This window comes from Mycobacterium sp. 3519A (genome assembly GCF_900240945.1).
Lineage (GTDB): Bacteria > Actinomycetota > Actinomycetes > Mycobacteriales > Mycobacteriaceae > Mycobacterium.
This window is the reverse complement of sequence record NZ_OESG01000014.1, coordinates 1959602-1985230: the sequence shown is the minus strand read 5'-3', so window position 1 is coordinate 1985230 and position 25629 is coordinate 1959602. Positions and strand designations below refer to the sequence as shown.

Sequence of the window (25629 nt, the reverse complement as noted above, 5' to 3'; positions counted from 1 at the left end):
GTCCGTCGGCTCTGGATAATGGACAAAATGACCTTCAAGCGAGAAGCGCTGGGGGCACCTCCCGCGCGCAGCGCAGGGGGAGCGGATCGCGCATGACCGACGGCCCCCTGATCGTGCAGTCCGACAAGACGGTGCTGCTCGAAGTCGACCACGCGTTGGCAGGCGCGGCGCGCGCGGCGATCGCCCCGTTCGCCGAACTGGAGCGCGCGCCCGAGCACGTGCACACCTACCGCATCACCCCCTTGGCGCTGTGGAACGCGCGCGCCGCGGGCCACGACGCCGAACAGGTCGTCGACGCATTGGTCAGCTTCTCCCGCTACGCGGTGCCGCAACCGCTGCTCGTCGACATCGTCGACACCATGGCCCGCTACGGGCGGCTGCAGTTGGTGAAGCATCCGGCGCACGGGCTGACGTTGGTCAGCTTCGACCGCGCGGTGCTCGAGGAGGTGCTGCGCAACAAGAAGATCGCGCCGATGCTCGGTGCCCGCATCGACGACGACACCGTGATCGTGCACAACAGCGAGCGCGGTCGCGTCAAGCAGATGCTGCTCAAAATCGGTTGGCCTGCAGAGGATTTGGCAGGCTACGTCGATGGCGAGAAGCACCCGATCGCGCTGGATCAGGCGGACTGGCAGCTGCGCGACTACCAGCAGATGGCCACGGATTCGTTCTGGGAGGGCGGCTCAGGTGTGGTGGTGCTGCCGTGCGGTGCGGGCAAGACGCTCGTCGGCGCGGCGGCCATGGCCAAGGCGTCGGCGACGACGCTGATCCTGGTGACCAACACCGTCGCGGGTAGGCAGTGGAAACGTGAGCTGATCAACCGGACGTCGCTGACCGAGGACGAGATCGGCGAATACTCCGGCGAGAAAAAGGAGATCCGGCCGGTCACCATCGCCACGTACCAGGTGATCACCCGCCGCACCAAGGGCGAATACCGCCACCTCGAGTTGTTCGACAGCCGCGACTGGGGCCTGATCATCTACGACGAGGTGCACCTGCTGCCCGCGCCGGTGTTCCGGATGACGGCCGACCTGCAGTCGCGGCGGCGGCTCGGGCTGACCGCCACGCTGATCCGGGAGGACGGCCGCGAGGGCGATGTGTTCAGCCTGATCGGGCCCAAGCGCTACGACGCGCCATGGAAAGACATCGAGGCGCAGGGCTGGATCGCGCCCGCCGAATGCGTCGAGGTGCGGGTGACCATGACCGACAACGAGCGGATGCTCTACGCCACCGCCGAACCCGACGAGCGGTACAAGCTGTGCTCGACGGTGCACACCAAGATCGCGGTGGTGAAGTCGATCCTGGAGAAACACAAGGGCGAGCAGACGCTGGTGATCGGCGCCTACCTCGACCAACTCGACGAGTTGGGCGCCGAACTCGACGCGCCGGTGATCCAGGGCTCGACGAAGACCGCCGAGCGGGAGGCGCTCTTCGACTCCTTCCGCAACGGCGAGATCTCCACCCTGGTGGTTTCCAAGGTGGCCAACTTCTCCATCGACCTACCGGAAGCCTCTGTCGCGGTTCAAGTTTCGGGCACCTTCGGATCGCGTCAGGAAGAGGCGCAGCGGCTGGGCAGGCTGCTGCGCCCCAAGCATGACGGCGGCGGGGCGATGTTCTATTCGGTGGTCTCCCGCGACAGCCTGGACGCCGAATACGCCGCCCACCGACAGCGGTTCCTCGCCGAACAGGGCTACGGCTACGTCATCAAGGACGCCGACGACCTGCTGGGGCCTGCGCTATGACCGTCCGCCGAGTGATGCCGGTGCTGACGGTGCCGGACGTCGAGGCCACCCGCGACGCGTACATCTCGGTGCTGGGCCTGCGCGAGGTGATGAACCACGGCTGGATCGTCACGCTCGCCGGCCCGGACGATTCGGACGACCTTCGCCACCAGGTCAGCCTGATGACCAAAGACAAGACGGCGCCGGTCAATCCGGACGTCTCGATCGAAGTCGACGACGTCGACGCGGCGCATCAGGCCGCGGTCGAGGCGGGACTGAACATCGTACATCCGCTCAGCGACGAGGAGTGGGGCGTGCGCAGGTTCTTCTTCGCCGACCCGTCGGGCAACATCGTCAACGTGCTGAGCCACCGCTAGACATGCGGCCCAACGGCTTTCGCGACAGTCAGAAACACGGCGGAGTCTTCGAGCGCAGCTAGGCCGTGCCGGGACCGCGGCACGACGAGGTGATCGCCGACCGTGCCCTCCCAGTGCACTTCCGCGTTGGTCAGCCGCACTCTGCCGACGAGCACCTGCAGCGTTGCCTCGCCTGGACTCTCGTGCTCGTCCATCTCACTGCCTGCCGTCAGCGCGATCAGCGTCTGCCGCAGCGAATGCTCGTGACCGCCGTAGACCGTGTGCGCGCTGCGTCCGCTGCTCACCGAGCGGGCCGCTTGTAGTTGCTCCCGCGCCAATGCAGTAAGCGAAACCTTGTTCATCACCAACACAATTGTCGTCAGTGACTGCACAGGCAAGACCCAGACCTGGTGGACGGCCGTCGATTGCGATCACCGTGAGCGGATCTCCGTCGAGCAGCCACAGCGCCCTCACTCCGTCGGAAACCGGTCCCGCAATGCGTCGAGTAATTGCTGTGCTTCGGCGACCCGGCCGCGCATGCGGGCCAGGTTCTCCGGGGGCCTGTTGATGTCGTCGATGCCACGCTCACATCGCCGCAACCAACGCTTCTCCATCGACGCGGCAAGCTCTTCCAACTCGGCTATTTCGCCTAGTAGGACAGCGTCGAACAGCCGGGCTTGGGCAATGTCGGCGGGATGCGCCGGACGCGTCCATGCCTCCGGACGCGGATGGACGACACGGGGCCGGGGCACCCGCACCGCAAGGTGGGGTTCGACAGCAACATCGCGTGTAATCGATAGCACCCACAGATCCTCTACAAGTAAGGAAACGTCAGCGACCCCACAGGTTCACCGGGTCGTCAAGTTCCGGTAGCACACAGTTACTTTCCATTCACGTTTACAGGTAGCACGGATTGCATACGGTATGTAATCGACTCAGGTGATCTGGAGGAAGCTGTGCGGGCCCTCACATGAGGTAACGCCTCCCAGCTGAAAGCTATTCGGTCGTGGCCGTGGACCCCGTTCCGAAGCACCCTTGAGCAATGCATGTGCACTGGGCCCACGTCGGAAGAAGCGCCGCCGGGTTGGGCGCCGCCATGGGCATCGGCCGCTTCGCCTACACCCCGATCCTGCCCTTGATGACGGCACAGACCGCGCTCAGTCCGAAAGCCGCGGGCGCGCTGGCCACCGCGAACTACGTAGGCTATCTCGCAGGCGCGCTGGCGGGCACAGCATCACCGCGGTTGGCGCGCTCGGCGGTCGCGTGGCGAACGTCGCTGGTTGTCCTGGTGCTCAGTTTGGCCGCAATGCCCCTGTGGCCCAACATGATCGGGTGGCTGGTCCTGCGTACCGTTGCCGGCATCGCCAGCGCGGTGGTGTTCGTCATCGCCGTCAACTCGATGATGGAACACCTGCCGCCGCACCTGCCTGGCTGGGGTTTCGGCGGCGTCGGTCTTGGCATCGCGCTATCGGGTGCACTGGTACTGGCGATGCCCGCCGGGGGCGGATGGCAAGGCGCGTGGTGGACCTCGGCGGCGTTGGCCGCCGTGCTGAGCGCCTGCGCGTGGACGATGCGCGGTCGATCCACCACCACTGCCGCCGCCTCGCCGTCACCGCCGAGGCGCCGCGCAAACCGATGGTTCGCCCTGCTGTTCGCCAGCTACACCCTGGAGGGCATCGGCTACATCATCGCGGGAACGTTCCTGGTCGCCGCCATCAGGCAGACGTCGACCGGCTGGCTCGGCAACGGCGCCTGGATATTCGTCGGCCTGGCCGCGGTTCCGTCGGCCGCGCTGTGGGCATGGCTGTGCGCGCGGTGGTCGCATCCGACCCTGCTCGTCGGCGCGCTGCTGCTGCAGGCGTTCGGAATCGCGCTGCCAGCCGTGGCTTCCGGACCCGTCGCGGCGCTCGTCGGGGCGGTCCTATTCGGAGCCACCTTCATCGGGGTCAGCACGATGGCCTTGGCGGCCGGTCGGCTGCTCGGCTTCCCCGGCGCGGTGGCGTTGCTGACAAGTGGTTACTCCGTCGGCCAGATCGTCGGCCCGATCGCGGTGACACCGCTTCTGCACCACGGTTTTTCACATGCGCTGCTGGTCGCGGCGGCGGTCGTGCTGGCATCGGCGACGGTCGCGGGACTGCTCAGATTCGGGTTCCCGTCGGCCGATGCGGATCCGCGGCAGGCAGCCACGCCCCCCGAACGTCGAGTGCTGGTGCGTCGCGGGTGAATTCGGCGATAACGGCGCGCACCGCGGGGTTGTCGTCGTCGCTGCGCCACACCAGCGACCACGTCCACAGCGGTGCGGGGTTGACGACCGGTCGCCGCACCAGTCCGGTAGGCGCTGGCACGTCCTGACCTTTGGGGTTGTTCAGCACCGGCCTGCGCAACCGCCGGATGTGCTCGAAAAACTCCTGCCCCGTGACTCCGCCGTCGTCGACGCGGAGCGCCCTGGCTCCCGTGTCGGCCGCGAACTGCTCGGCGTAGCGGTTCCACGACGACCAACTGGCCTCGTCGGCGTCCAACAGCACCACGGTGTCTTTCGCGTCGACCGCGGAGGTGTCCGAGCCGACGCTCAACGCGTACAGCCGGTCCACCCCGATCAAATGCGCGTTGAGGGACAGCGACGCGAGATCCGTTGTCTGGACCCAGCAGATCGCCAGGTCGAGGCTGCCGTCGGCGACCCGAGCGGCCTGGGCGTGCGACGGCATCACCCAGGTGTCGACGCGCAGTTGCGCCACCCCGGCGGCCCGTTCGGCCCAGTCGGTCGGACACCAATTCACATACCCGATGCGTACCGGTTCGGAGGCCGTCAAGCCCGCCGCCCGCCTGCGGAGATCGTCGGCCTGCTCCACCAGCGCCCGAGCATGCGGCAGCAGGGCTGACCCGCTCGGTGTCAGGGCGACCGAGCGGCGGTCCCGGTCGAACAGGCTGACCTTCAGATCCCGCTCCAGAGCCTTGATCTGCTGAGACAGCGAGGGGCCCGCAATGTGCAACCGCTCGGCCGCGCGGCCGAAGTTCAGCTCCTCGGCGACGGTCACGAAATAGCGGAGTTGACGCAGCTCCACGCGGCAAGCGTAGTAGGCGATCCCTCTCACCAGAGAGCTAACCGGTCGCACCCGCGGGCAATCGAGGCGGCCGGCACTTGCGTTGCAGCGTGCATCCAAACGACGAAGGGATCGAAGAAATGACCAACCCACAACGCGTCGCCATCATCACCGGCGCTTCCCAGGGCATCGGCGAACACCTGGTGGCGGGCTATCGCAAACTCGGCTACGCGGTGGTGGCCAATTCCCGGTCGATCGGCGAGAGCGACGACCCGATGGTCCTGACGGTGCCCGGCGACATCGGGCAACCCGGGGTCGGGCAGCGGATCGTGGCGGCGGCGATGGAGCGGTTCGGCCGGGTCGACACCGTGGTCAACAACGCGGGCATCTTCATTCCGAAGCCTTTCACCGAGTACACCGACGAGGACTACGACGCGGTCACCGGCGTCAACCTGCGTGGATTTTTCGAGGTGTCCCGCGCGGCGGTCGCGGCGATGCTGTCGCGGGAAGGCGGCGGTCACGTCGTCAACATCTCGACCAGTCTGGTCGACCACGCCAACTCCCAGGTGCCGTCGGCGTTGGCGTCGCTGACCAAGGGTGGCCTGAACGCGGTCACCAAGGCGCTCGCCGTCGAGTACGCCGACCGCGGGATCCGTTCCAACGCAGTGGCACTCGGCATCATCCGCACCCCGATGCACGATCCGGCGTCATACGATGCGCTGGCCAAGCTGCACCCCGTCGGCAGGCTGGGTGAGATCGACGATGTCGTCGACGCGGTCCTCTATCTGGAGAACGCACCGTTCGTCACCGGTGAGGTCCTGCATGTGGACGGTGGTCAAAGTGCAGGACATTGAGATTCTGCGCGGTGTCCTCGACCAGTGGCAGGCGGGCATCGACGCGCACGAACCGCGCCGGGTCGCAGCGGTGTTCACCGACGACGCGATCTTCCAGGGGCTGCGCCCCCACACGGTCGGACCCGACGGAGTCTTCGCGTACTACGACAGTCAGCCGCACGACATGACGGTCAGCTACCGGGTGCTGGAAACACGCAGACCCGCAGACGATCTGGTGCTCGGCTACGTCCGCGCCGACTTCTCGTACTCCGATCGGCCGACGGTGAGCCTGAATCTGGGCGTGCTGGTGACACGCACGGACGCCGGCTGGCGCATCCTGCACTACCAGGTGTCACCGGTCGTCTAGCGCGAATCACGAAAGATACGTTTTGCAGACATAGTTCGAGTGGACGTCTGCGAAACGTCACTTTCGACGATCGCAGGGTCAGGGCGCACCGCACCTAGCTCAGCGCGGGGATGACCTCACGCTCGAACAACTCGATGCCCGAACGGTCGTAGGCAGCCTCAGGGAAGTTCAATATCGCGTACTCGCAACCGAGTTCACGCATCCGCGTCAGCTTCTCGACGATCTGCTCGGGAGTTCCGCTGGCGGATTCCGGGGCGGTCACGGTGCCGAACATGGCGTCGACCGCGGCCTCGTCCACCACGGAGACCAACCTGGCGCGCACGCGGGCCACCCGGTCGGAGACCTCGGCCTCCGACTCGCCGACCACGGCGTTGAAGTTGGCCGACCGCACGATCGCGCCATAGTCGGTGCCGACGTCGCGACAGTGGTCGGCCAGCACCTGCGACTTGTGCGCGAACCCCTCGGGCTCGCAGGTGAAGTTGGTGTACTGCGCGTACTTGGCCGCGATGCGCAACGTCACCTTCTCCCCGCCGCCCGCGATCCACAGCGGAAGACCGCCGTCCTGCAACGGTTTTGGCTCCACGATCGCGCCCGCGACCTGGTAATGCTTGCCGTCGAAGGTGACTTCACCCTTGCGCCACGCGTCGCGCATGATCTGCACACCCTCGTCGAGCATGCCCAACCGGACGCCGGCGGACGGGAAGCCGTAGCCGTAGGCCTCCCACTCGTGCTGATACCAGCCGCCGCCGATGCCCATCTGCACCCGGCCGCCGGAGATGATGTCGGCCGTGGCGGCCACCTTCGCAAGATAGACGGGATTGCGATAGCCCATCGCCGTGCACATCTGACCGAGCTTGATCCGAGACGTGGAGGCCGCGTAGGCCGACATCAGCGACCACGCCTCATGGGTGGCCTCGTGCGTCGGCACCGGCACCGTGTGGAAGTGGTCGTAGACCCACAACGAGTCCCACGCGCCGCCGTCGGCGTAGGCGGCGAGGTCGCGCATCACCGGCCAGTGCTGTTGTGGCGGAATGTCGACGAGATCGAGCCGCCAGCCTTGCGGGATGAAGAGTCCGAAGCGCATGACAGTCGACTTTAAATCGGCCACCTGGGACCCCGCTGGCCCTATGCTGATTGACGGCCACGTCAAATAAGCAGCTGAGTAGGACTCCATGACGGCCCGAGCCAAGTACGAGCGCATGCGCGCCGTGCATCTGAACGCGGTTGCGGCCGCGCTCGTCGATCACGTCGCGCGCCTCGACTGGACACCGGACCAGATCAACCACTACCGCGAGCACCGACTCCGCGAGTTGTTGGCGTTCGCAAGGCAGCGGTCGCCGTTTCACGCGCGTCGACTGCGCGCCCTGGACCTGTCCTCGGCGACGGTGGCCGACCTGGCGACGTTGCCGGTGATGACAAAGCAGGAGGCGCAGGACAGCTGGGACGACATCGTCACCGACCGCAGGCTCACCCGTGAGCGCGCGGAACGCATTCTGCGGCAACAGGAATGGTATTCGTACACACCCGATGGCTATCAGGTGTTCAGCTCGGGCGGCTCCAGCGGGGTACGCGGCGTGTACGTGTGGGGTTGGCAATTCTTCGTGTCCGCCGCATGTCTGGCATGGCGGACCCAGGCGCGGGCGGAGCAACGAGAACCGTCGCGGCCGACGCGGTTGGCGGTCCTGGAGGCCGGCATGCCGCCGCATGCCAGCACCCCGTTGTTCGACGTGCCGACCGCGGCGGGCATGCAGACCGTGGTGATCCCGGCGGGCGCCCCGTTCGACGAGGTGCTCGCCGCCGTTGCGGACGCGCGACCCACACATCTCGTGGGTTATCCGTCCGTCATCGGGCGACTCGCCAGGGCCTCGCTGACGGGCGAACTGGACTGTCACCCGGTGCGGATCAGCACCAACTCAGAACCGCTGCTCGACGAGGACCGCGCGGCGATCGCCGAGGCGTGGGGCGCCCCGATCCACAACCTGTGGGGATCCACCGAGATCGGGGTGCAGGCGGTCGGATGCGGGGTCGGCGAGGGGTTGCACGTCTGCGAGGACGAGGTGGTGCTCGAACGCGTCGACGCCAACGGCGCGCCGGTCGGACCCGACGAACCGGCGGCCCGAACGCTTGCCACCGGATTGGCCAACCTGACGTTTCCGTTCATCCGCTACGACCTCGGCGACGAGGTCACCTTGTTACCGGGACCGTGCGAGTGCGGCAGCGCGTTCGCCAGGGTCGCCGACATCGGCGGCCGCCGCGACGACGACTTCCGCTACGGCCTGATCACGGTGCCCGCCATCACGTTCCGCCATGTACTCGGCGCCGATCCGCGCATCTCCGAATACCAGGTGACGCAGACGAACAAGGGCGCCGAGATCCTCACCGTCGGCCGCCCCGATGTCGGCACGCTGACCACATCGATGGTCAGCGCGTTGCGCCGCTGCGGGCTGTCGGACCCCGCGGTGGCCATCCGGATCGTCGACCGCATCCCCCGCAACCAGGCCAGTGGCAAACTCAAGCGATTCATCGCGCTGTAGCCGAACGGGACCCAAACGTCACCCCGGAATCTGCCAGCGAACCCCGGACATGCGATATGGTGTGCCTCACATCGGCAACTAAATGTGAGCTGCAACACAAAAGGGGGCCCTGTGCTCGAACACAACGGTCGTTCAGTTCCCGGGCCCAAGGCCAGGCTGTCGGGCGCCGGGGGTTCGGTCGACGGCGTCCACTGGGTGAAGAACTCGCTCCTGGCCGTCATCGCGATCTGTGCGCTCGCCGGCATCGTCAGCACGGCCTCGATGGGGCAGACCCAGGCGGCCCTGGCGATCGGCATCGTCGCGCTGGCGTTCTTCTCGAGAGCCTGGTGCTGACGCGACTAGCCTTGGGCCCATGGCCCTCTCCAAGGACGAACGCGAACAGTTTCTGGCCGAGCCGCACATCGCGGCGCTGTCGGTGAGCGCAGGCGACAAACGCGGACCACTCACCGTCCCGATCTGGTACCAGTACACGCCCGGCGGTGAGCCGTGGGTGCACACCGGAGAAGGCTCACGCAAGCACCGGTTGATCGAGGCGCAGGGCGAATTCACGTTGATGGTCGAGCGCGTCGAGCCGACGGTGCGCTATGTGGCGGTCGACGGGCCGGTCAGCCGTATCGAGCCAGCCACCGACGAACAGCTCGTCGAGATGGTGAAGCGTTATATGCCTGCCGACAAGGTGGACGCCTACCTGGAATTCGCCCGCAGGGAACACGGCGCTGGTGTGGCCATCTTCATGAAACCGGAGCACTGGCTTTCGTCGGACCTCGGCGCGTTGTGAGTCAAGTCTGCGCATCGTAGAGCGCCGCGACGGCGGGCAGGCTCACCTTCAGCGCCGGATTGCGCGGCAACTCGTCGACAACGACGAAATCGACCGGCACGTTGTACACGGGCAATGACTCGCGGACAAGGTCATTCAGCTCGTCAACAGACGGAGCGGGCAGCCCGGGAGTGGCTTCGATCGCCGCGAACGGCACCTGTCCCAGCCGGTTGTCCGGTACGCCCACCACACAGGCATCCCGCACGGCCGGATGTGACATCAGCACGCGCCGAACGGTTTCCGGGAGGATCTTGAACCCGCCGCGGTTGATGGCGCCGTCGGCCCTGCCGTGCAGGGTGACGAATCCGTCGGCGTCGATCGAGGCGATATCGGTGGTGCGGATCCAGTCGGGGCCGATCGGGGCGACCTTCGCCTCCAGCAGACCGTGCTCACCGGTTGGCACCTGGACTCCGGTGTCGGGGTCGACGACGCGCACCTCGGTATCGGGCAGCGGCCTGCCAACGCTGTTGCGCTTGGCCGTACCGAACCTGTCGATGTCGGCGGGCGTCCACGCGCACAGCGAGCCCGCGAATTCCGTTGCCCCATAGGCTAACCGGATCGGAATGCCGAAGTGCTTCTCGAACTCGTCGCGGGTTTCGGGGTCCAGCGGACCGGACGCGCTGATCAGGAACTCCAGCGACGCAAGGTCTTCGGGCGCCACGTCGGCGTCGAGCAGCATGCGGACGACGGCCGGTTGCACCCCTGAGCGCTTGATGCGGTGGGTCTTGATCGCATGCACGAACCCGTCGACGGTGAACCGTTCGAGCATCACGATGCGTCTGCCGTTGTGGACACCCGCCACCAACTGGCACACCCCGATGCCGCCGAACTGCCAATAGGCGAACTCGGGCGGAGCGTCTGGCGGAGCCTTCTCGCCGCTGGTCACGCTGAACACCGTGCGCTCCAGCACCGACGTCCTGATGTCCTGCCGCTTCGGCGGGCCGGTGGTGCCGCTGGTCAGGATCTGCAGCGCCACACCGGGTTTGGATTCGGCGTGCGCGCGGTCGGGGTCCTTGCGTTCGAGTCCGTCGACGGCCGCGACGCGCGGCGACGTCAACGAGATCGCGACACCCGCGCTGCCGGAACGCTTCGCGGCGGCGACGGCCTCGGCGGACCAGTCCCCGCGGTCGGCGACGACGGCCGCCAGATTCAGCTTCTCGATGTCGCGGCCGATGGCCTCGGGCGACTGGAACGAGTAGATCATCGAGATCGGTCGGCCCGCCGCGAGGAAGCCGATGATCGCGGCGGCGTGCGGAAGCCGGTTGCGGACCACCAGGCCGACGGGCGCGTCGGGACGCACCCCCGCGTCGCCAAGGGCCGCGGTGAGGGCGTCGGCGTACGCGGTGATGTCGTCACCGGTGTACCAGCGGCCGTGGAACTCGATGCACTGCTTCGCACCATAGCTCGCGAGCCCTGCCGCGAACGTTTCGGTAAAGCTTTCGGGCACGCCTAGACGATAGCCAACGACAACCACAGCGGGCAGGCAGCGTGCTGGCAGCGCCCGCACAACCGGGTCGGCGATCCTCGGCAGGTGAGCCTACGGCTGTGCTCGACCGTTGCGGCGCTGATCCTGGCCGGTGCCTGCGTCGCAGGGTGTGCGACCGCCACCGACACCGGCGCGCCGCAACGGCTTACGCCGCCGATGGGCTGGAACTCGTGGAACTCCGGCATACCCCTGACCGAGGAAACCGTGACGGCCACCGTCGACGCGATGGTGTCCTCCGGCATGCGCGACGCCGGCTACCGATACGTGAATCTGGACGCGGGCTGGGCGGCCCCGACCCGCGGATCCGACGGCAGATTGCGGGCCGACCCGAAGACGTTTCCGCACGGCATCGCGGCGTTGGCCCGCTACGTGCACGACCGCGGGATGCTGCTCGGCCTGTACGCCAGTCCGTACGACGAGACCTGCGGCCAAGATCCCCGCACCGCCAGCGCCGGGCATGAAGACACCGACGCGCGGACATTCGCAGGATGGGGTGTCGACTACCTGAAATACGACTGGTGCCACAGCAACGCCGACCACGCCAACCAGGTCAAGCTCTTCAGCGCGATGCGAAACGCGTTGCGCGCCACGGGTCGTCGCATCTTCTACAGCATCAACCCGAACAGCTCCGACAATCACCACGCAGGCACCCAATACGACTGGTCGGGCATCGCCGACATGACCCGCAACACCGCCGACCTGGTGCCGGTCTGGCGTAGCACCTTGCCGCCGATGGACAGTTCCGATTCGTTCCTCACCGGCTCGTACCTCGGTGTGCCCGACGAGTTCCTGGCGTCCTCGCCGACGGCTTCGCGGAGCCGCCCTGGGTTCTTCAACGACCCCGACATGCTGGTTGTCGGCCTGTCGTGGCGCGACTTCTTCGTCAATCATCTGGACTTCAGCCGCGTCATCGTGGCGCAGGATCAACTGACACCGGAACGTCTCGAGAAGCTCCGGATGAAGCTCGCGCTGTCCGACGCCGATGTGGCGTGGCGCGCCAACGACCAACCCGGCCTGACCGAAGCTGAACAGCGGGCCCACTTTTCGCTGTGGGCGATGCTCTCCGCACCCCTGCTGGCAGGCAACGACGTTCGGACAATGGACGACCGGACGCGCGAGATGTTGACCAACCGCGACGTCATCGCGGTCGACCAGGATCCGTTGGTCGCGGAGGCGACGAGGTCGCCGCAAGACCACCGGGTGCTGGTGAAGCCCCTCTCCGGTGGCGGCGCGGCGGTCGCGCTGTTCAACTCCGACGACGAACCGGCCGACATCGCCACCGGCGCCGCCGCGGTTGGTTTGGCCGGCGCCTGTTACACCGTGCGCGACCTGTGGAGCCACACCGAAACGACGACCACCGGCGACATCAGACGCACCGTGGCACCACACGATGTGGCAATGCTGCGGGTCTGGTCAACCTGTCGCTGAACCCGCGATCTGCGCACTGCGGGGCGGGGTGGCGGTGCCGTGGATCAGTTGTGCGTGTTCGGCATAAGTCAGGGCCGCGGTGCAGCGGACGCCGCCGCGCATGTCCACCGGCATGTTTCCGATGGTGCGCTCGATCAGATCCGGGTCGGCCTCGTACATGCTCATGCCGAGGATGAGCATCGCGTGGTCGGGGTTCAGTTCTGCCGTCATCGCCTTGACGATGTCGTTCCATTCGGCCATCCCGATGTGCGCCTCCATGACTGGGACGACGTGCGACTCCTCGTAATCCATGTGCTCGACGAGCGATGTGGCGAGTCGATCCAGCGCGGCGCCCAACTTCTCACCTGCGGCGGCACTCGCCGAAGCGCCCCAGATCGGCAGTTCCGCGTCGACGTCCGCATGGAGCGCATCGACCCGCCGATGTTGTTCGGTGACGCGCTGTACATGCGACGACACCTGCGAGGGTGCGCGCCGCTCCAGGAGCGGCCAGACGTAATGGTCCTCGCCCGAATGATGGTGATGCAGAACTTCGCCGATGAACCGCAGATGCCAGGCCACCGCCTCGGCGCGTGCGGTGTCTCCGCAGGCAACGCGCCGCACCACACCGCCGGCAAGGCCGAACTCTCTACGAAACATCTTGTGCACCATGGTCATTTCGCGACCATCGAAGTGCTCGCCGTTGTCGTCCATTGTCCGGCTTAACGCCGGAACGCGTGAGATTCTTCACTGCGGGAAGACGCGACTCGTCAAACGACAACGAGCATTGCCAAAAGCGGCACGCGCGGACCGACGGCTGGATACATTGCATGCCTGTCCGTCGGGAGGTCGCGGTTGTCCACGAAACGCTTGTTGCTTCAGATTCTGCTGGCCGCGTTCCTGCTGACCACCTGGGTGGCGGTGGCGTCCACCGGCATCGCCCACGCCGACACCCCGTCGACGTCGGGGGCAACGTCGAGTTCGGAGAGTTCGACGGACGCAGCCAAGACGTCGAAGCCCGACCGGCCGAAGCCAAACCCGAAGCCGAAGCCGAAGCGTGCTGCCAAGAAGCACGAGACGAAAGCCGACGACACCACTGAATCGGCCCCCGACGAAAAGGCGGAAGCGACGTCGAAGCCGGACGATCCGGCGCCAACCCACGTCCGCCACAAACCTCGCCGACCGAGCCTGACCGTCACATCGACGAAGTCCGCGAAACCCGACAAGCAGGTAGCCGACGCCGCGCAGTCATCCGCAACTGAGCCCACGCCGCGGGCGCAGTTGAAGCTCGCCGAGGCCGCCCCCACGGTGTCGAGTCCGCAGACCAGCACGCCGTCGGTCAGGCTTCCGCAGCCACGAGAGGTCGTCGGGCTGGTATCCGATGTCGGCGTGGTCGCGGTGTCAGTCGTCTACACCGCCGCGGACACCGTCGCGAACATCTTCGGTCCGCACAGCTTCTTCGGAGCACCGTATGCGCTGGCATCCGCGGTGGCGAATTCCGCTGCGGCGGTGGGCAGGACGCTGATCGGCGCACCACCGGGCGCCACGGGCACCGGGCCGTTCCCGGTCACGTACGGGGTCCTCAACGGGTTGGCGTTCTTCAATCCGCAGCAGCCGCCGCCCGGCGCGAACGACCCGCGGATCAAGGTCACCGACGAACATCCGTTGCCGATCATCCTGCTCAACGGGACGACGACCACCCAAGGCATCAATTGGAGCGTCGGGGCGCCCGTCCTGGCCAACGCCGGCTACAAGGTCTACACGTTCAACTACGGCAACGTCGGTGATGATCCGAACTACCCGATCCAAGCCACGGACGACATCCGGGAGTCCGCGAAACAGCTTGCCGCCGAAGTGGACAAGATCCTCGAGGAGACCCAGGCGCCGAAGGTGATCCTGATCGGGCATTCGCAGGGCGGCGGGATCCTGCCTGCGTACTACATCAACAACCTGGGCGGCGCCGACAAGGTGTCACAGGTCATCGGCATCGCACCGAGCAACCACGGCACAGACGCCTCCGGCCTGATCGGCCTGCAGGCGCTGCCCATCATCGGGCCCCTGCTCATCGGGCTCGCGAACGCGTTGGGTCCCGCGCTGGAGCAGCAGTCGATGGGCAATCCGTTCCAACAGGAGGTGTACGGCAACGGCGACACCCGCCCCGGCGTCCTGTACACCAACATCATTTCCAAGAACGACGAGATCGTCACCCCGTACACCCAGCAGTTGCTTGAAGGCGACAACGTCACGAACATCGTTCTGCAGGACCGGTATCCGTGGCTTCCTGCCGGCCATCTCGGCGTGGTGTTGAGTCCGCAGGTGTGGTCGGTGGTCCTGGACGCGCTGGCAGCCAACCCCGCGGCCAATCCATTGGGACAAAGCGAGGAACTGGCCGCATAAGCAAAACCCCCGAAACGCCGTTGGAGCCGCTTGGCGGCGACATCCGACGGACGTTTCGGGGGCTCTGCGTACTACCTCTAGCTGGTCAGTGAATCCGGCGGGGTGAAGCGGTCGCCGTAGCGTGCGGCCAGTTCCTTGGCGCGGGCCACGAAGGCGTCCTTACCGGTACCTGCCGGGCCCTGGTAGCCGACGATGAACTGTGCCGAGCCACCGGTGTACGGCGGGAAGCCGATACCCATGATCGAGCCGATGTTCGCGTCGGCGGTCGATGTGAGCACGCCCTCGTCGAGGCACTTCTGCGTCTCGAGCGCCTCGGCGAACAGCATCCGATCGATCATGTCCTGCAAGGGGATTTGAGCGCTGCCGGACTTGAACGTCTCGCGCAGGCCCGGCCACAGACCGGTGCGCTTGCCGTCCACGTACTCGTAGAAGCCGGCGCCCTTCAACCGCGACGGACGACCGATTTCGATCATCTTCTCGACGACCGCCTCGGCGGGGTGCGGCTCGTAGGTGCCGCCCGTGGCCTCGACACCCTTGCGGGTGGCGACGGCGATCTTGTGCATCAGCTCCAGATTGAGCTCATCGGACAGCTGCAGCGGCGGCGCCGGGTAGCCGGCCTGTGAACCGGCATGCTCGATGGACGCGGGTTCGACACCCTCGCCCAGCATCGCCAGCGCCTCGTTGACGAAGGTGCCGATGACGCGGGAGGTGAAGAAGCCGCGGCTGTCGTTGACGACGATCGGGGTCTTGCCGATGGCCAGCGTGTAGTCGAACACCCGGGCCAGCGCCTCGTCAGAAGTCTTCTCGCCCTTGATGATCTCCACCAGCGGCATCTTGTCGACGGGGCTGAAGAAGTGGATCCCGATGAAGTCCTCCTGGCGCTTCACGCCGGTCGCAAGACCGGTGATCGGCAGCGTCGAGGTGTTCGACCCCAGCAGCGCGTTGGGCTCGACGATGTCCTCGATCTCCTGGAACACCTTGTGCTTGAGGTCCTGGTCCTCGAACACCGCCTCGATGACGAAGTCGACACCCTTGAGGTCTGCAGGGTCGGCCGTCGGCGTGATGCGCGCCAGGAGTGCGTCGGAGCGCTCCTGCGTGGTCTTACCCCGCTCGAGCGCCTTGGCTTCGAGCTTCTCGGAGTAGTTCTTGCCCTTCTGCGCGGCCTCGATGCTGACGTCCTTGAGTACGACGTCGAAGCCGGCCTTCGCTGAGACGTAGGCGATGCCCGCGCCCATCATGCCCGCGCCAAGCACACCGATCTTGTTGATCTTGACCGGTTCGATGCCGTCGGGCCGCGACCCGCCGCCGTTGATGTACTGCAGGTCGAAGAAGAACGCCTGGATCATGTTCTTGGCGACCTGGCCGGTGACCAACTGGGTGAAGTAGCGGCTCTCGATGCGGCTGGCGGTGTCGAAGTCGACCTGTGCGCCCTCGACGGCCGCGTCCAGGATGGCCCGCGGTGCGGGCATCGGCGCGCCCTTGAGTTGCTTGCGCAGCAGCGCGGGGAACGACGGCAGAATGCCGGCCAGCGCGGGGCTGCTCGGGGTGCCGCCGGGCATCTTGTAGCCCTTGGCATCCCACGGCTGGGTGTGGCTGTCCGGGTTCGCCTTTATCCACGCCTTCGCGGCGGGCACCAGTTCCTCGACCGTGGGCAGCACCTCGTCGACGAGGCCGACCTCCTTGGCCTTGCCCGGCTTGAACCGGGTGCCCTGGCTCAGCACCTCCATGAATGCCTTCTGGATACCGAACATCCGGACGCTGCGGGCGACCCCGCCTGCGCCGGGCAGCAGCCCGAGCGTCACTTCGGGGAAGCCGACGACTGCACCCGGCACGTCGGCGATGATCCGGTGATGACACGCGAGCGTGATCTCCAAACCGCCGCCGAGGGCCGCGCCATTGATGGCGGCCACCACGGGCTTGCCCAGGGTCTCCAGCGCCCGCAGATCACGCTTGGTGTTCTCAACGAGCGAGAACGCGTCGCCGGCGTGCTCCGGTCCGATGTTGATCATGCCCTTGAGATCGCCACCGGCGAAGAACGTCTTCTTGGCGCTCGTGATGACGACGCCCGTGATCGAATCCTTCTCGGCGACAAGCTTTTCGACGGCGTTGTGCATGGACTCGCGGTAGTCGTCGTTCATCACGTTGGCCGAGCCGCTCGGGTCATCCAGCGTCAGGGTGACGATGCCGTCGGCATCCTTGTCCCACTTGATCGTGTTGGCCATGGTTTAAACCCTCTCGATGATGGTCGCGACACCCATGCCGCCGCCGATGCACAGCGTGATCAACGCGCGACGGGCGTTGCGACGCTCGAGCTCGTCGACCATGGTGCCGGTGATCATGGCGCCGGTGGCGCCCAACGGGTGCCCCATCGCGATGGCGCCGCCGTTGACGTTGAGCTTCTCGTCGGGGATGTTCAGGTCCTTCTGGAACTTCAGCACCACCGAGGCGAACGCCTCGTTCAGCTCGAACAGGTCGATGTCGTCGACCGTCAGACCGGCACGGTCGAGCACCTTGCGGGTGGCCGGCGTCGGACCGGTCAGCATGATGACCGGATCGGCACCGCTGGTGGCGGTCGCGACGATGCGCGCGCGGGGCGTCAAGCCCTGTGAGGTCCCTGCCTTCTCGGAGCCGACGAGCACCAGCGCGGCGCCGTCCACGATGCCGGAGCTGTTGCCGCCGGTGTGCACGTGGTTGATCTTCTCGACGTAGTGATACTTCTGCAGCGCCACGTCGTCGAAGCCGCCCATCTCGCCGATGCCGTCGAACGCGGTCTTCAGCTTGCCGAGGCCTTCGAGCGTGGTGTCGGGGCGCATGTGCTCGTCGTGGTCGAGGATGACCAGACCGTTCTGGTCGCGCACCGGCACGACGGACTTGGCGAAGTAGCCGCCCGACCATGCCGCGGCCGCCTTCTCCTGGCTGCGCAGCGCGTAGCGGTCGACGTCCTCACGGGAGAAGCCCTCGATGGTGGCGATCAGGTCGGCGCCGATGCCCTGCGGCACGAAGCCGATCTGGTAGTTGGTCTCCGGGTCGGTCGCCCATGCGCCGCCGTCGGAGCCCATCGGGACGCGGCTCATCGACTCGACGCCACCGGCCAGCACCAGGTCGTCCCAGCCGGAGCGCACCTTCTGCGCGGCCGTGTTGACAGCCTCGAGGCCGGACGCGCAGAACCGGTTGAGCTGGACGCCGCCGGTGGTCTCCGGCAGGCCCGCCGCGAGCACTGCGGTGCGGGCGATATCGCCGCCCTGGTCGCCGACAGGGGAGACGACACCGAGGATCATGTCGCTGATCAGGGTCTCGTCCAGGTCGGGGTAGCGCCTGCGGAGTTCGTCGACCAGGCCGACGACCAGATTCAGGGGCTTGACCTCGTTCAGTGAGCCATTGCGCTGCTTGCCGCGAGGCGTACGAATGGCCTCGTAGATGAAGGCTTCTTCAGACATAACGGCGAGCCTAACAGCCTCGGCCAACCTGTTGGTTGGGAGGTTGCTCACCCCTGGCGAACGTGGGTTACCCGCACGCGAAACGCGAGAATTGCGTGTTGGTAACCCACGTTCGGCGCAGCTTAGGGTGGGAACCCATGACAGTCTCTCGGCTGCAGCCCTATGCGGTCACGATCTTCGCCGAGATGTCGGCGCTGGCCGCGCGGATCGGCGCGGTCAACCTCGGCCAGGGCTTTCCCGACGAGGACGGCCCGCCCGCGATGCTCAAGATCGCCGAGAACGCCATCGCCGAGGGCGTCAACCAGTACCCGCCCGGCCTGGGCATCGCGCCGCTGCGCGAGGCGATCGCCGCGCAGCGCAGCCGCCACTTCGGCACCGAATACGACCCCGACACCGAGGTGCTTGTCACCGTCGGTGCGACGGAGGCCATCGCGGCGGCGGTGCTCGGCCTCGTCGAACCCGGCTCCGAGGTGTTGTTGATCGAACCGTTCTACGACTCCTACTCCCCTGTCATCGCGATGGCGGGGTGCGAGCGCCGCGCGATCCCGCTGGTGCAAGACGGCAACGGCTTCCGCATCGACGTCGACGGACTGCGGAACGCGGTGACGCCGAAGACGAAGGCGTTGATCGTCAACTCGCCGCACAACCCGACGGGCATGGTGGCCACCGATGAGGAACTGCGGGCGCTGGCCCAACTCGCGGTCGACGCCGACCTGCTGGTGATCACCGACGAGGTCTACGAGCATCTGGTCTTCGACGGCCACCGCCACCTGCCGCTCGCCAACTATCCGGGCATGGCCGGCCGCACCATCACCATCTCCAGCGCGGCGAAGATGTTCAACTGCACGGGGTGGAAGATCGGATGGGCCTGCGGCGCCGCGGATTTGATTGCCGGCGTGCGTGCCGCCAAGCAGTACCTGTCCTACGTCGGCGGCGCGCCGTTTCAGCCCGCCGTCGCGCATGCGCTCAACACCGAGGAAACCTGGGTGGCGGCGCTGCGGGACTCGCTGCAGGCCAAGCGCGACAAGCTGGGATCGGCCCTGGCGGAACTCGGCTTCGAGGTGCACGACAGTTTCGGCACCTACTTCTTGTGTGCCGATCCGCGTCCGCTGGGTTATCACGACAGCACCGAATTCTGTGCGCAACTGCCCGAACGCGCCGGCGTCGCCGCAATCCCGATGTCCGCGTTCTGCGATCCGGCCGCCGACCACGCAGACGCGTGGAATCACTTGGTGCGCTTCGCTTTCTGCAAGCGCGACGAGACACTCGACGAGGCGATCCGACGACTGTCGGTGCTGCGCGGGTAGCGTCACCGCCCGAACGGCGGTGGCGGCGAAGCCAACAGCTCACGCAGCTGCGAACCGTCGCGCAATCCGCACCGACGCGCCGCGGCGTGAAACGACTCACCTGCGAGCACCAGCCCGACCGCCCCCTCCATCCGCACCGCCACCACGTACTCCCGCAACGTGCAGCCCACCTGCGACCTGAACAGCCGGGCCAGGTGCCGTGGGCTCACCCCGATATCGGCCGCGACCTTGTCGAGCGTGTATTTGGCGGCGGGCTCGGCGTTGATGGTCTGCAGCAGGTGGTCCAGGCGGGGATGGCTGGGCCGCGGGGTGCGTGCGGCCACCGACAGCTGCGGATGCCCCTCCAAGCGCCTGCTGAAAACCACCATGTCCTTGCCGATTTCGTGTGCGATGGCCGCCCCGTGGTCGTCGGCCACCAGCGCGAGTGTCAGGTCGATGCCCGCCGCCACCCCGGCCGAGCTCCAGATTTCGCCGTCCCGGACGTATACCGACTCGGATTCCAGCACCGCCTCGGGATGCCGACGGGCGAAGACGTCGAGCAGGCGCCAGTGCGTCGTGGTGCGCACACCGTCGAGCAACCCGGCCGCCGCGAGCGCGAACGAACCGGCGCAGATCGACGCCGTGCGCCGCGCGGCCGGCGCGTGGCGGCGGATGGCCGCCACCAGACGAGGGTCGGGGCCCGGCGCCACCAGGCACTCACCGCCGGGCACCACCAGGGTGTCGACCGTCGACCGCAGCTCGGAGATCGGTGCGGCACCCACCGTCATGCCCGACGAGCAACGCACGGTCACGCCATCGGTGACGGCGTAGAGCGCGACGGTGTAGTCACACCGCAACGACCGGGCAACGTCGAAAACCTCTAACGGACCTGTCACATCCAGCGTGCGCACGCCGTCGTACACCAGCACCGCAACGTGTTTCGACGCCGCGGGCATCACCGCACCGCCTCCGGAGATGTCCGGATTTGCGTATCGGGCGTCCTGGTTCGTCGCGGATGGAAAACACGGTGTAACACGTTCGTAACAACGCGACCGGAGCCTGATTTCATCGCCCGCGTGAAAGGAATCAGGCCGCATGAAGTTGCAGCACTACCTCGGTGGCCTGGAAGGGCTGCCCGAACTGGAGAACCTCGAGAGGCGGGTGTTCGTCGAGGACTGGGAGAAGCGCATCTTCGGCATCCACGTCGCGATGATGAGCCTGTCCAGGCACCTGAGTGCCGCGCTGCCGAAGTATCCGGTCGATCAGGTGCCGACGACGTTCGCGGAGCACTGGACGTGGGCCCACTTGCGCACCGGCGCCGAGGCGATGAACCCGTTCGACTACTTCAAGTACCGCTATTACGAGAAGTGGTTGGGCGGCATCACCCAGTTCTTCATCGACAAGGGCTACCTGACCGATGACGAACTGGCCTCGCGGCAAACCGAATTGGCGTCAGGCCAACCGCCCGCCCTCCCCGATTCGCAGCCCGCGATCGACGACCAGGTGACGCGCTACCTGCGCAACGGCGACTCCCCCCGGCGGGATGTGGCGCACCCCAAGTTCGCCGTCGGCGACAAGGTCCGAATCACCAACGTGCCCGCCGCCGAGCACACCCGACTGCCCGGCCACCTGCGCGGTAAGACCGGCATCGTCGAGCGCATCTTCGAGGGCGACTACGCCTACTTCGTCGAGACCGGCGACGGCATCGGCGCCCCGATGCCCGTCTACATCGTCGCGTTCGAACCGCCAGAGTTGTTCGGCGTGCGTGCCGAGGCCGGCCCGCAGATGTTCTACGCCGAGTTGTTCGAGGCCTACCTGGAAGGTATGTGATGAGCGGCCAGTTTCAGTATCCCGACGACCGGGAAGCGTCCAGCGCATCGAAAGTCGAAGCGCTGGAATCACTTCTGATCTCCAAGGGGGTGATCAACCCGCAAACGGTCGACAAGGTGCTGGCCTATTTCGAGTCGGAGATGACGCCGCTCAACGGTAAGCGGATCGTCGTGCGGGCGTGGACCGATCCCGACTTCGCGGCCAGGGTGGTCGCGGACACGCCCGCCGCGATCGCCGAGCTCGACCTACCCGAGGGCATGGCGGGCGCGGAGGGTGAACACCTGCAGGCCGTCGCCAACTCCCCCGGCGTACACAATCTGATCATCTGCACGCTGTGCTCGTGCTTTCCGTGGCCGGTGCTGGGGTTGCCGCCGTACTGGTACAAGGATCCGGTGTTCCGGGCTAGGGCTGCACGCGAACCGCGCAAGGTGCTCGCCGAGGTCGGTCTGCACCTGCCCGACGACACCGAGATCAAGGTATGGGACAGCAGCGGACACTCCCGCTGGTTCGTCATTCCCGAACGGCCCTCGGGCACCGAGGATTTCACCGACGAAATGCTGATGGATCTGGTGACGACGGAGTCCATGATGGGGGTCGCGTTGGCGGGGCAGGCGTCATGAGGCTGCACGACACCTGCACCACCGATCAGGCCGCACCACAGTTCGAGCACGAATGGCAGCGGCGGGCGTTCGGGTTGGCGTTGGCGCTGTCCGAATTCGGCCACTACGAATGGAGCGAATTCCAGCAGAGCCTGATCGAGGCGATCGGTGACTGGGAGAGTGCACCAGCCGACGGGCGCGGCGACTGGCAGTACTACGACCACTGGGTGGCCGCGCTGGAGAAGGTCATCGACGACCACCGGTTGCTGACCGCGCCGCCGAAACTGAACGGAGATGGACATGAGTGAAACAATCGTCAAGAGCCGGTCGATCACGCTGGCCGGCGCAGGGTGGCTCAGCGTCACCGTGCTACTGGCGTTGCTGACGCTCTACTTCGTCGGCCTCGACCAGGGCGCATCGTCGATCTTCGGTTCCAACACCGCGATTCATGAGTTCATGCACGACGCCCGTCATCTGCTGGGCTTCCCCTGCCACTAGAACTCAGAGTGAAGCGGCGACGGCCCAGAGTTCTTCGGCCTGCGCCGGATCGGTGCGGTCGATCGCGCTGAGCACGACGTCGGTCGCCCCGGCGTCCAGGTAGCGTTTGAGCTGACGCGCCACCGATTCCGCGGACCCCACCACGGCGAGGTCGGCCACACTGTCGACCCGTTCCCTGGCGATCACCTTCTGATACGAGGGGATCGTCGCGTAGAACCCGAGTTCCTGCGCCGCCACCCGCTTCGCGGATTCGACGTCGTCGGACACCAGCACCGGCACCGAGGCGATGACCTTTGGTTTGGGCCTGCCTGCGTCGGCGGCCGCCTTCGCGATCGTCGGTTCGATGAACTCCTCGATGGCACGCGGGCCGGCGATGAAAGGCAATGTGCCATCGGCTAATTCGCCCGTCACCTGCAGCGCCTTCGGCCCCATCGCCGCGACGTAGACGGGTACCGGTGTGCCTCCCGCGACGCGCACCGGCCAACCAGAATGTGCGTTGATCTCGGTGCCGCTGAAGTCGACGGCCCCAGTGTCGAAGATCGACCTCAGCACGGTGAGGTGTTCGCGTAGGCGTGTGATGGTGTTGGGCCACGACACGCCGAACGCCTGCCGTTCCGGCTCGTGCGCGCCCAACCCGAGGCCGAGACTGAAGTTGCCGTGCGACGCGGCCTGCGCCGTCTGCGCCAACGACGCGACGATCAGCGGATGGCGCGGGTTGATCGGCACCACCGACGTCCCGACGCCGAGCCCGGGCACCGCCGCGCCAACTAGACCCGCGAGCGATATCGCGTCGTGGTCGAGCTGCTGGGCCAGCCAAACCTGCCTGACACCGAGCTCGTATGCGCGGGAGGCCTGCCCGATCACATCGTCGACGAGGTTGGGGGCTTGCGGATTGGGGAAGAGCACGATTCCTGTCGGCATACCGCGAGCAACCGCGGGCCCGAGCCCGGCTATTCCGATCTACTCGGTTTGATCGGAACCCTTGCCCCTCAACACTCGCTGTCTCAGACCCTCGTTGGCCGCGTCGATGATGGTCTTGCCGGCCCGCTTGATGAAGTAGTCCGGGATGAATGAGTCGGGTTCGACGGTGACGTCGACCGTGACGGTGGTGGACGCGCCGACGTGGTCGGGCCGCAGGGTGTACTCCACATGCTGGGCATACTGCTGCTTGGTTCGCTGCGCGTCCCACACCAACCAGTTTGGGCCCCAACGAAATTCCAGAATCTCCTCGTCGAGCCTGCCGAGCACCCTGACCGCAAGACGGACGTGATGCGGGCGCCCGTCGTCATGCCTGTCGATCACCTCGACCCTGCGGTACGCCGGCGTATACGACAGCAGGGCCTCCACGTCGGCCAGCGCATCCATGATGGCTTCCGGCGATGCCTCGATCACGAGCTTGCGTGATGTTCGGACGGCCACGACCGGTGGACCTACGACGCGTACTTCTCCATGACCTGCTTACGCAGGCTCTCGGTGGCGACGTCGAGCACGATCTGCTTGGCCCGCTTGATCAGGAACTCGGGGATGGGGGCGCCCAGATCGAGGATGATGTCGAAGCGCACCCGCGTCCTGTCGTCGCCCTCGGGTGTCAGGTTGTACTCGACGTGTTGGCCGCGTTGGTTGAACGTCGCCTTTGCGTCCCACACCATCCACCGGGGGCCCCAGTTGTACTCGAGCATTTCCTTCTCGGTGATGCCCATGATCTTGAACGTCGCCTTGACGTGGCGCGGCTTACCGTCGGGATGCCGGTCGATCACCTCGGCCTTCTTGTGCACAGGGGACCAATCCGGCACTGACTCGATGTCGGCGAGCGCCTCCAGAATCGCTTCAGGCGACGCCTCGAAGACGACCTCTCGCGATGCCCGGACAGCCATACTGGCAGAGTCTAGCTAACTCACTGACGAACCGCAGCCCGTTTTGCAGCTAATTTATCTCACCAGTCGATTTTGTCGAAGGGCGTGGTCGACTGAGGCGGTGAGCCGACGGGGCCCGCCGGGGTGCGGGAGAACCGCGGGGCAGGCGCTGCTTGATCAACACCATTGACAGTAACCATTGTTGAGCGCGCCCTGAGGTGTTCGTTTTGGGCGGCCTCACGCCAGGTGAGCACCGGAGTCACGCATGCATCGGTGCCCGCAAAGATCTCGGTCCATTCGTCGCGAGTCTTGCCTGCAAACTTCTCCGCGAACAACTTGTGGACGTCCGGGAAAGCCGCCGCGTCGAGTTGGGTGACGTCCTCGGCCGACAAACCGAGGCCGGCCAGCAGTTGGGCAAAGAACTGCGGTTCGATCGCGCCGACTGCCATGTACTTGCCGTCGGCGGTCTCGTAGGTGCGGTAGAACGGCGCGCCGCCGTCGAGCATGAACGATTCGCGCTCGTCTTTCAGCGAGCCGGTCGACTTCATGGTCCACGCCATCTGCGCCAGGATCGACACGCCGTCGACCATCGCGGCGTCGATCACCTGGCCTTTGTCCGACCGTTCCCGTTCGTATAGCGCCGCGACGATGCCGAGCAGGACGAACATCGACCCGCCGCCGAAGTCCGCGACCAGATTCAGCGGCGCCACCGGCGGGCGGTCGCGGTAGCCGATCGCCGACAGCGCCCCGGTCTGCGACAGGTAGTTGATGTCGTGGCCCGCGACCTGTGCCATGGGCCCGTGCTGCCCCCAGCCGGTGATGCGGGCGTAGATCAGCCGCGGGTTGACCGCCGCGCAGTCGTCGGGCCCGATGCCGAGGCGCTCGCAGGTGCCCGGCCGGAAGCCGTCGAGCAGCACGTCGGCCTTGGTCGCCAAGCCCAGCAGCTTCGCCGGTTCCTTCTTGACGTCGAGATCGACGATGCGCTTACCGCGATGCAGCAGGTCCGACTCCTCGGCGGGAATCTGCAGGCCACCCGGCCTGCGCACCCGCACCACGTCGGCGCCGAGATCGGCGAGCACCATCGCGGCGTGCGGGCCCGGTCCGATGCCGCCGAGTTCGAGGACCTTCACCCCGGCCAGGGGTCCGGTGTTGGTCATCGAAGCAACGTAA

General features: G+C 66.5%; 28 protein-coding genes. 15 read left to right on the top strand and 13 right to left on the bottom strand.

Going from position 1 to position 25629, the window contains the following annotated elements; genetic code table 11:
- Positions 1 to 92: 92 nt before the first annotated feature.
- Positions 93 to 1742 (top strand): DNA repair helicase XPB, encoded by a 1650-nt coding sequence (locus C1A30_RS30770; protein WP_101952009.1) that lies wholly within the window; start codon positions 93 to 95, stop codon positions 1740 to 1742.
- Positions 1739 to 2098 carry a VOC family protein gene (locus C1A30_RS30765; RefSeq protein ID WP_101952008.1) on the top strand — a complete coding sequence of 120 codons (360 nt, stop codon included), beginning with the start codon at positions 1739 to 1741 and terminating at the stop codon, positions 2096 to 2098. Before C1A30_RS30770 ends, C1A30_RS30765 begins: the two co-directional genes overlap by 4 nt.
- Here C1A30_RS30765 and C1A30_RS30760 read toward each other — a convergent pair.
- Together C1A30_RS30760 and C1A30_RS30755 are read right to left on the bottom strand one after the other, a co-directional pair.
- Complete coding sequence (locus C1A30_RS30760; RefSeq protein WP_101953003.1) at positions 2095 to 2439, bottom strand: LuxR family transcriptional regulator; 345 nt, start codon at positions 2437 to 2439, stop codon at positions 2095 to 2097. The genes C1A30_RS30765 and C1A30_RS30760 overlap by 4 nt on opposite strands.
- Positions 2440 to 2547: 108 nt before the next feature.
- Positions 2548 to 2829, bottom strand: a complete 282-nt coding sequence (locus C1A30_RS30755) for a hypothetical protein (RefSeq protein WP_142392686.1) — start codon at positions 2827 to 2829, stop codon at positions 2548 to 2550.
- A 290-nt stretch (positions 2830 to 3119) separates the two neighbouring features.
- On the opposite strand from C1A30_RS30755, the gene C1A30_RS30750 reads away from it, so the two are divergent.
- Complete coding sequence (locus C1A30_RS30750; RefSeq protein ID WP_101952006.1) at positions 3120 to 4301, top strand: YbfB/YjiJ family MFS transporter; 1182 nt, start codon at positions 3120 to 3122, stop codon at positions 4299 to 4301.
- Here the strand turns inward: C1A30_RS30750 and C1A30_RS30745 are convergent.
- Positions 4216 to 5139, bottom strand: a complete 924-nt coding sequence (locus C1A30_RS30745) for a LysR family transcriptional regulator (protein WP_101952005.1) — start codon at positions 5137 to 5139, stop codon at positions 4216 to 4218. The two genes, C1A30_RS30750 and C1A30_RS30745, sit on opposite strands and share 86 nt — an antisense overlap.
- 119 nt (positions 5140 to 5258) lie before the next feature.
- Between C1A30_RS30745 and C1A30_RS30740 the strand changes: the two genes are divergently transcribed.
- Both C1A30_RS30740 and C1A30_RS30735 read left to right on the top strand, forming a co-directional pair.
- Positions 5259 to 5972 carry an SDR family NAD(P)-dependent oxidoreductase gene (locus C1A30_RS30740; RefSeq protein WP_101953002.1) on the top strand — a complete coding sequence of 238 codons (714 nt, stop codon included), beginning with the start codon at positions 5259 to 5261 and terminating at the stop codon, positions 5970 to 5972.
- A complete protein-coding gene (locus tag C1A30_RS30735) occupies positions 5959 to 6318 on the top strand; it encodes an SgcJ/EcaC family oxidoreductase (RefSeq protein WP_369974191.1) in 360 nt (119 codons plus the stop codon). The genes C1A30_RS30740 and C1A30_RS30735 overlap by 14 nt, the downstream gene beginning before the upstream one ends.
- Positions 6319 to 6412: 94 nt before the next feature.
- Here the strand turns inward: C1A30_RS30735 and C1A30_RS30730 are convergent, their stop codons facing one another.
- Positions 6413 to 7402 carry an LLM class F420-dependent oxidoreductase gene (locus tag C1A30_RS30730; RefSeq protein WP_101952003.1) on the bottom strand — a complete coding sequence of 330 codons (990 nt, stop codon included), beginning with the start codon at positions 7400 to 7402 and terminating at the stop codon, positions 6413 to 6415.
- Between the two features lie 88 nt (positions 7403 to 7490).
- Between C1A30_RS30730 and C1A30_RS30725 the strand changes: the two genes are divergently transcribed.
- The 3 genes from C1A30_RS30725 (at position 7491) to C1A30_RS30715 (ending at position 9630) form a co-directional block, all read left to right on the top strand.
- Positions 7491 to 8852, top strand: a complete 1362-nt coding sequence (locus C1A30_RS30725; protein WP_101952002.1) for a phenylacetate--CoA ligase family protein — start codon at positions 7491 to 7493, stop codon at positions 8850 to 8852.
- 111 nt (positions 8853 to 8963) lie between these two features.
- On the top strand, positions 8964 to 9185 hold the full coding sequence (locus C1A30_RS30720) for a hypothetical protein (RefSeq protein ID WP_101952001.1): 222 nt from the start codon (positions 8964 to 8966) through the stop codon (positions 9183 to 9185).
- 19 nt (positions 9186 to 9204) lie between these two features.
- Positions 9205 to 9630 (top strand): pyridoxamine 5'-phosphate oxidase family protein, encoded by a 426-nt coding sequence (locus C1A30_RS30715; protein WP_101952000.1) that lies wholly within the window; start codon positions 9205 to 9207, stop codon positions 9628 to 9630.
- A 1-nt stretch (position 9631) separates the two neighbouring features.
- Here C1A30_RS30715 and C1A30_RS30710 read toward each other — a convergent pair whose 3' ends face one another.
- Positions 9632 to 11116, bottom strand: a complete 1485-nt coding sequence (locus tag C1A30_RS30710) for a class I adenylate-forming enzyme family protein (protein ID WP_101951999.1) — start codon at positions 11114 to 11116, stop codon at positions 9632 to 9634.
- 84 nt (positions 11117 to 11200) lie between these two features.
- Between C1A30_RS30710 and C1A30_RS30705 the strand changes: the two genes are divergently transcribed.
- Positions 11201 to 12583 carry a glycoside hydrolase family 27 protein gene (locus C1A30_RS30705; protein ID WP_235010274.1) on the top strand — a complete coding sequence of 461 codons (1383 nt, stop codon included), beginning with the start codon at positions 11201 to 11203 and terminating at the stop codon, positions 12581 to 12583.
- On the opposite strand, the gene C1A30_RS30700 is transcribed toward C1A30_RS30705, so the two are convergent.
- On the bottom strand, positions 12569 to 13237 hold the full coding sequence (locus C1A30_RS30700) for a hemerythrin domain-containing protein (RefSeq protein ID WP_160112808.1): 669 nt from the start codon (positions 13235 to 13237) through the stop codon (positions 12569 to 12571). The two genes, C1A30_RS30705 and C1A30_RS30700, sit on opposite strands and share 15 nt — an antisense overlap.
- A 177-nt stretch (positions 13238 to 13414) precedes the next feature.
- Between C1A30_RS30700 and C1A30_RS30695 the strand changes: the two genes are divergently transcribed.
- Positions 13415 to 14956, top strand: coding sequence for a triacylglycerol lipase (locus C1A30_RS30695; protein WP_235010273.1), 1542 nt, complete (start codon positions 13415 to 13417; stop codon positions 14954 to 14956).
- A 77-nt stretch (positions 14957 to 15033) separates the two neighbouring features.
- Here C1A30_RS30695 and C1A30_RS30690 read toward each other — a convergent pair whose 3' ends face one another.
- Positions 15034 to 17178, bottom strand: coding sequence for a 3-hydroxyacyl-CoA dehydrogenase NAD-binding domain-containing protein (locus C1A30_RS30690; protein ID WP_101951997.1), 2145 nt, complete (start codon positions 17176 to 17178; stop codon positions 15034 to 15036).
- A 3-nt stretch (positions 17179 to 17181) separates the two neighbouring features.
- Entirely contained in the window at positions 17182 to 18393 is a 1212-nt protein-coding gene (locus C1A30_RS30685; protein WP_101951996.1) for an acetyl-CoA C-acetyltransferase, read from the bottom strand.
- 137 nt (positions 18394 to 18530) lie between these two features.
- On the opposite strand from C1A30_RS30685, the gene C1A30_RS30680 reads away from it, so the two are divergent.
- Entirely contained in the window at positions 18531 to 19700 is a 1170-nt protein-coding gene (locus C1A30_RS30680; protein ID WP_101951995.1) for a pyridoxal phosphate-dependent aminotransferase, read from the top strand.
- 2 nt (positions 19701 to 19702) lie between these two features.
- On the opposite strand, the gene C1A30_RS30675 is transcribed toward C1A30_RS30680, so the two are convergent.
- Positions 19703 to 20635 carry a GlxA family transcriptional regulator gene (locus C1A30_RS30675; RefSeq protein WP_101951994.1) on the bottom strand — a complete coding sequence of 311 codons (933 nt, stop codon included), beginning with the start codon at positions 20633 to 20635 and terminating at the stop codon, positions 19703 to 19705.
- 139 nt (positions 20636 to 20774) lie between these two features.
- On the opposite strand from C1A30_RS30675, the gene nthB reads away from it, so the two are divergent.
- From nthB to C1A30_RS30655, 4 genes are read left to right on the top strand one after another with little or no spacing between them, the layout of a single operon-like run.
- Entirely contained in the window at positions 20775 to 21509 is a 735-nt protein-coding gene (gene nthB / locus C1A30_RS30670) for a nitrile hydratase subunit beta (protein ID WP_101951993.1), read from the top strand.
- Positions 21509 to 22129, top strand: coding sequence for a nitrile hydratase subunit alpha (gene nthA / locus C1A30_RS30665; RefSeq protein ID WP_101951992.1), 621 nt, complete (start codon positions 21509 to 21511; stop codon positions 22127 to 22129). Before nthB ends, nthA begins: the two co-directional genes overlap by 1 nt.
- Positions 22126 to 22416, top strand: a complete 291-nt coding sequence (locus C1A30_RS30660) for a nitrile hydratase accessory protein (RefSeq protein WP_101951991.1) — start codon at positions 22126 to 22128, stop codon at positions 22414 to 22416. The genes nthA and C1A30_RS30660 overlap by 4 nt, the downstream gene beginning before the upstream one ends.
- Entirely contained in the window at positions 22409 to 22606 is a 198-nt protein-coding gene (locus C1A30_RS30655; RefSeq protein ID WP_235010272.1) for a CbtB domain-containing protein, read from the top strand. The genes C1A30_RS30660 and C1A30_RS30655 overlap by 8 nt, the downstream gene beginning before the upstream one ends.
- Positions 22607 to 22609: 3 nt before the next feature.
- On the opposite strand, the gene C1A30_RS30650 is transcribed toward C1A30_RS30655, so the two are convergent.
- From C1A30_RS30650 to C1A30_RS30635, 4 genes are read right to left on the bottom strand one after another with little or no spacing between them, the layout of a single operon-like run.
- Positions 22610 to 23527 (bottom strand): LLM class F420-dependent oxidoreductase, encoded by a 918-nt coding sequence (locus C1A30_RS30650; RefSeq protein WP_101951989.1) that lies wholly within the window; start codon positions 23525 to 23527, stop codon positions 22610 to 22612.
- A gap of 39 nt (positions 23528 to 23566) precedes the next feature.
- Positions 23567 to 24025 (bottom strand): SRPBCC family protein, encoded by a 459-nt coding sequence (locus C1A30_RS30645; RefSeq protein WP_101951988.1) that lies wholly within the window; start codon positions 24023 to 24025, stop codon positions 23567 to 23569.
- A gap of 11 nt (positions 24026 to 24036) precedes the next feature.
- Positions 24037 to 24480, bottom strand: a complete 444-nt coding sequence (locus C1A30_RS30640) for an SRPBCC family protein (protein WP_101951987.1) — start codon at positions 24478 to 24480, stop codon at positions 24037 to 24039.
- A gap of 59 nt (positions 24481 to 24539) precedes the next feature.
- Positions 24540 to 25616: a CaiB/BaiF CoA-transferase family protein gene (locus tag C1A30_RS30635; protein ID WP_101951986.1), complete on the bottom strand. Its 1077-nt coding sequence runs from the start codon at positions 25614 to 25616 to the stop codon at positions 24540 to 24542.
- Positions 25617 to 25629: the final 13 nt, after the last annotated feature.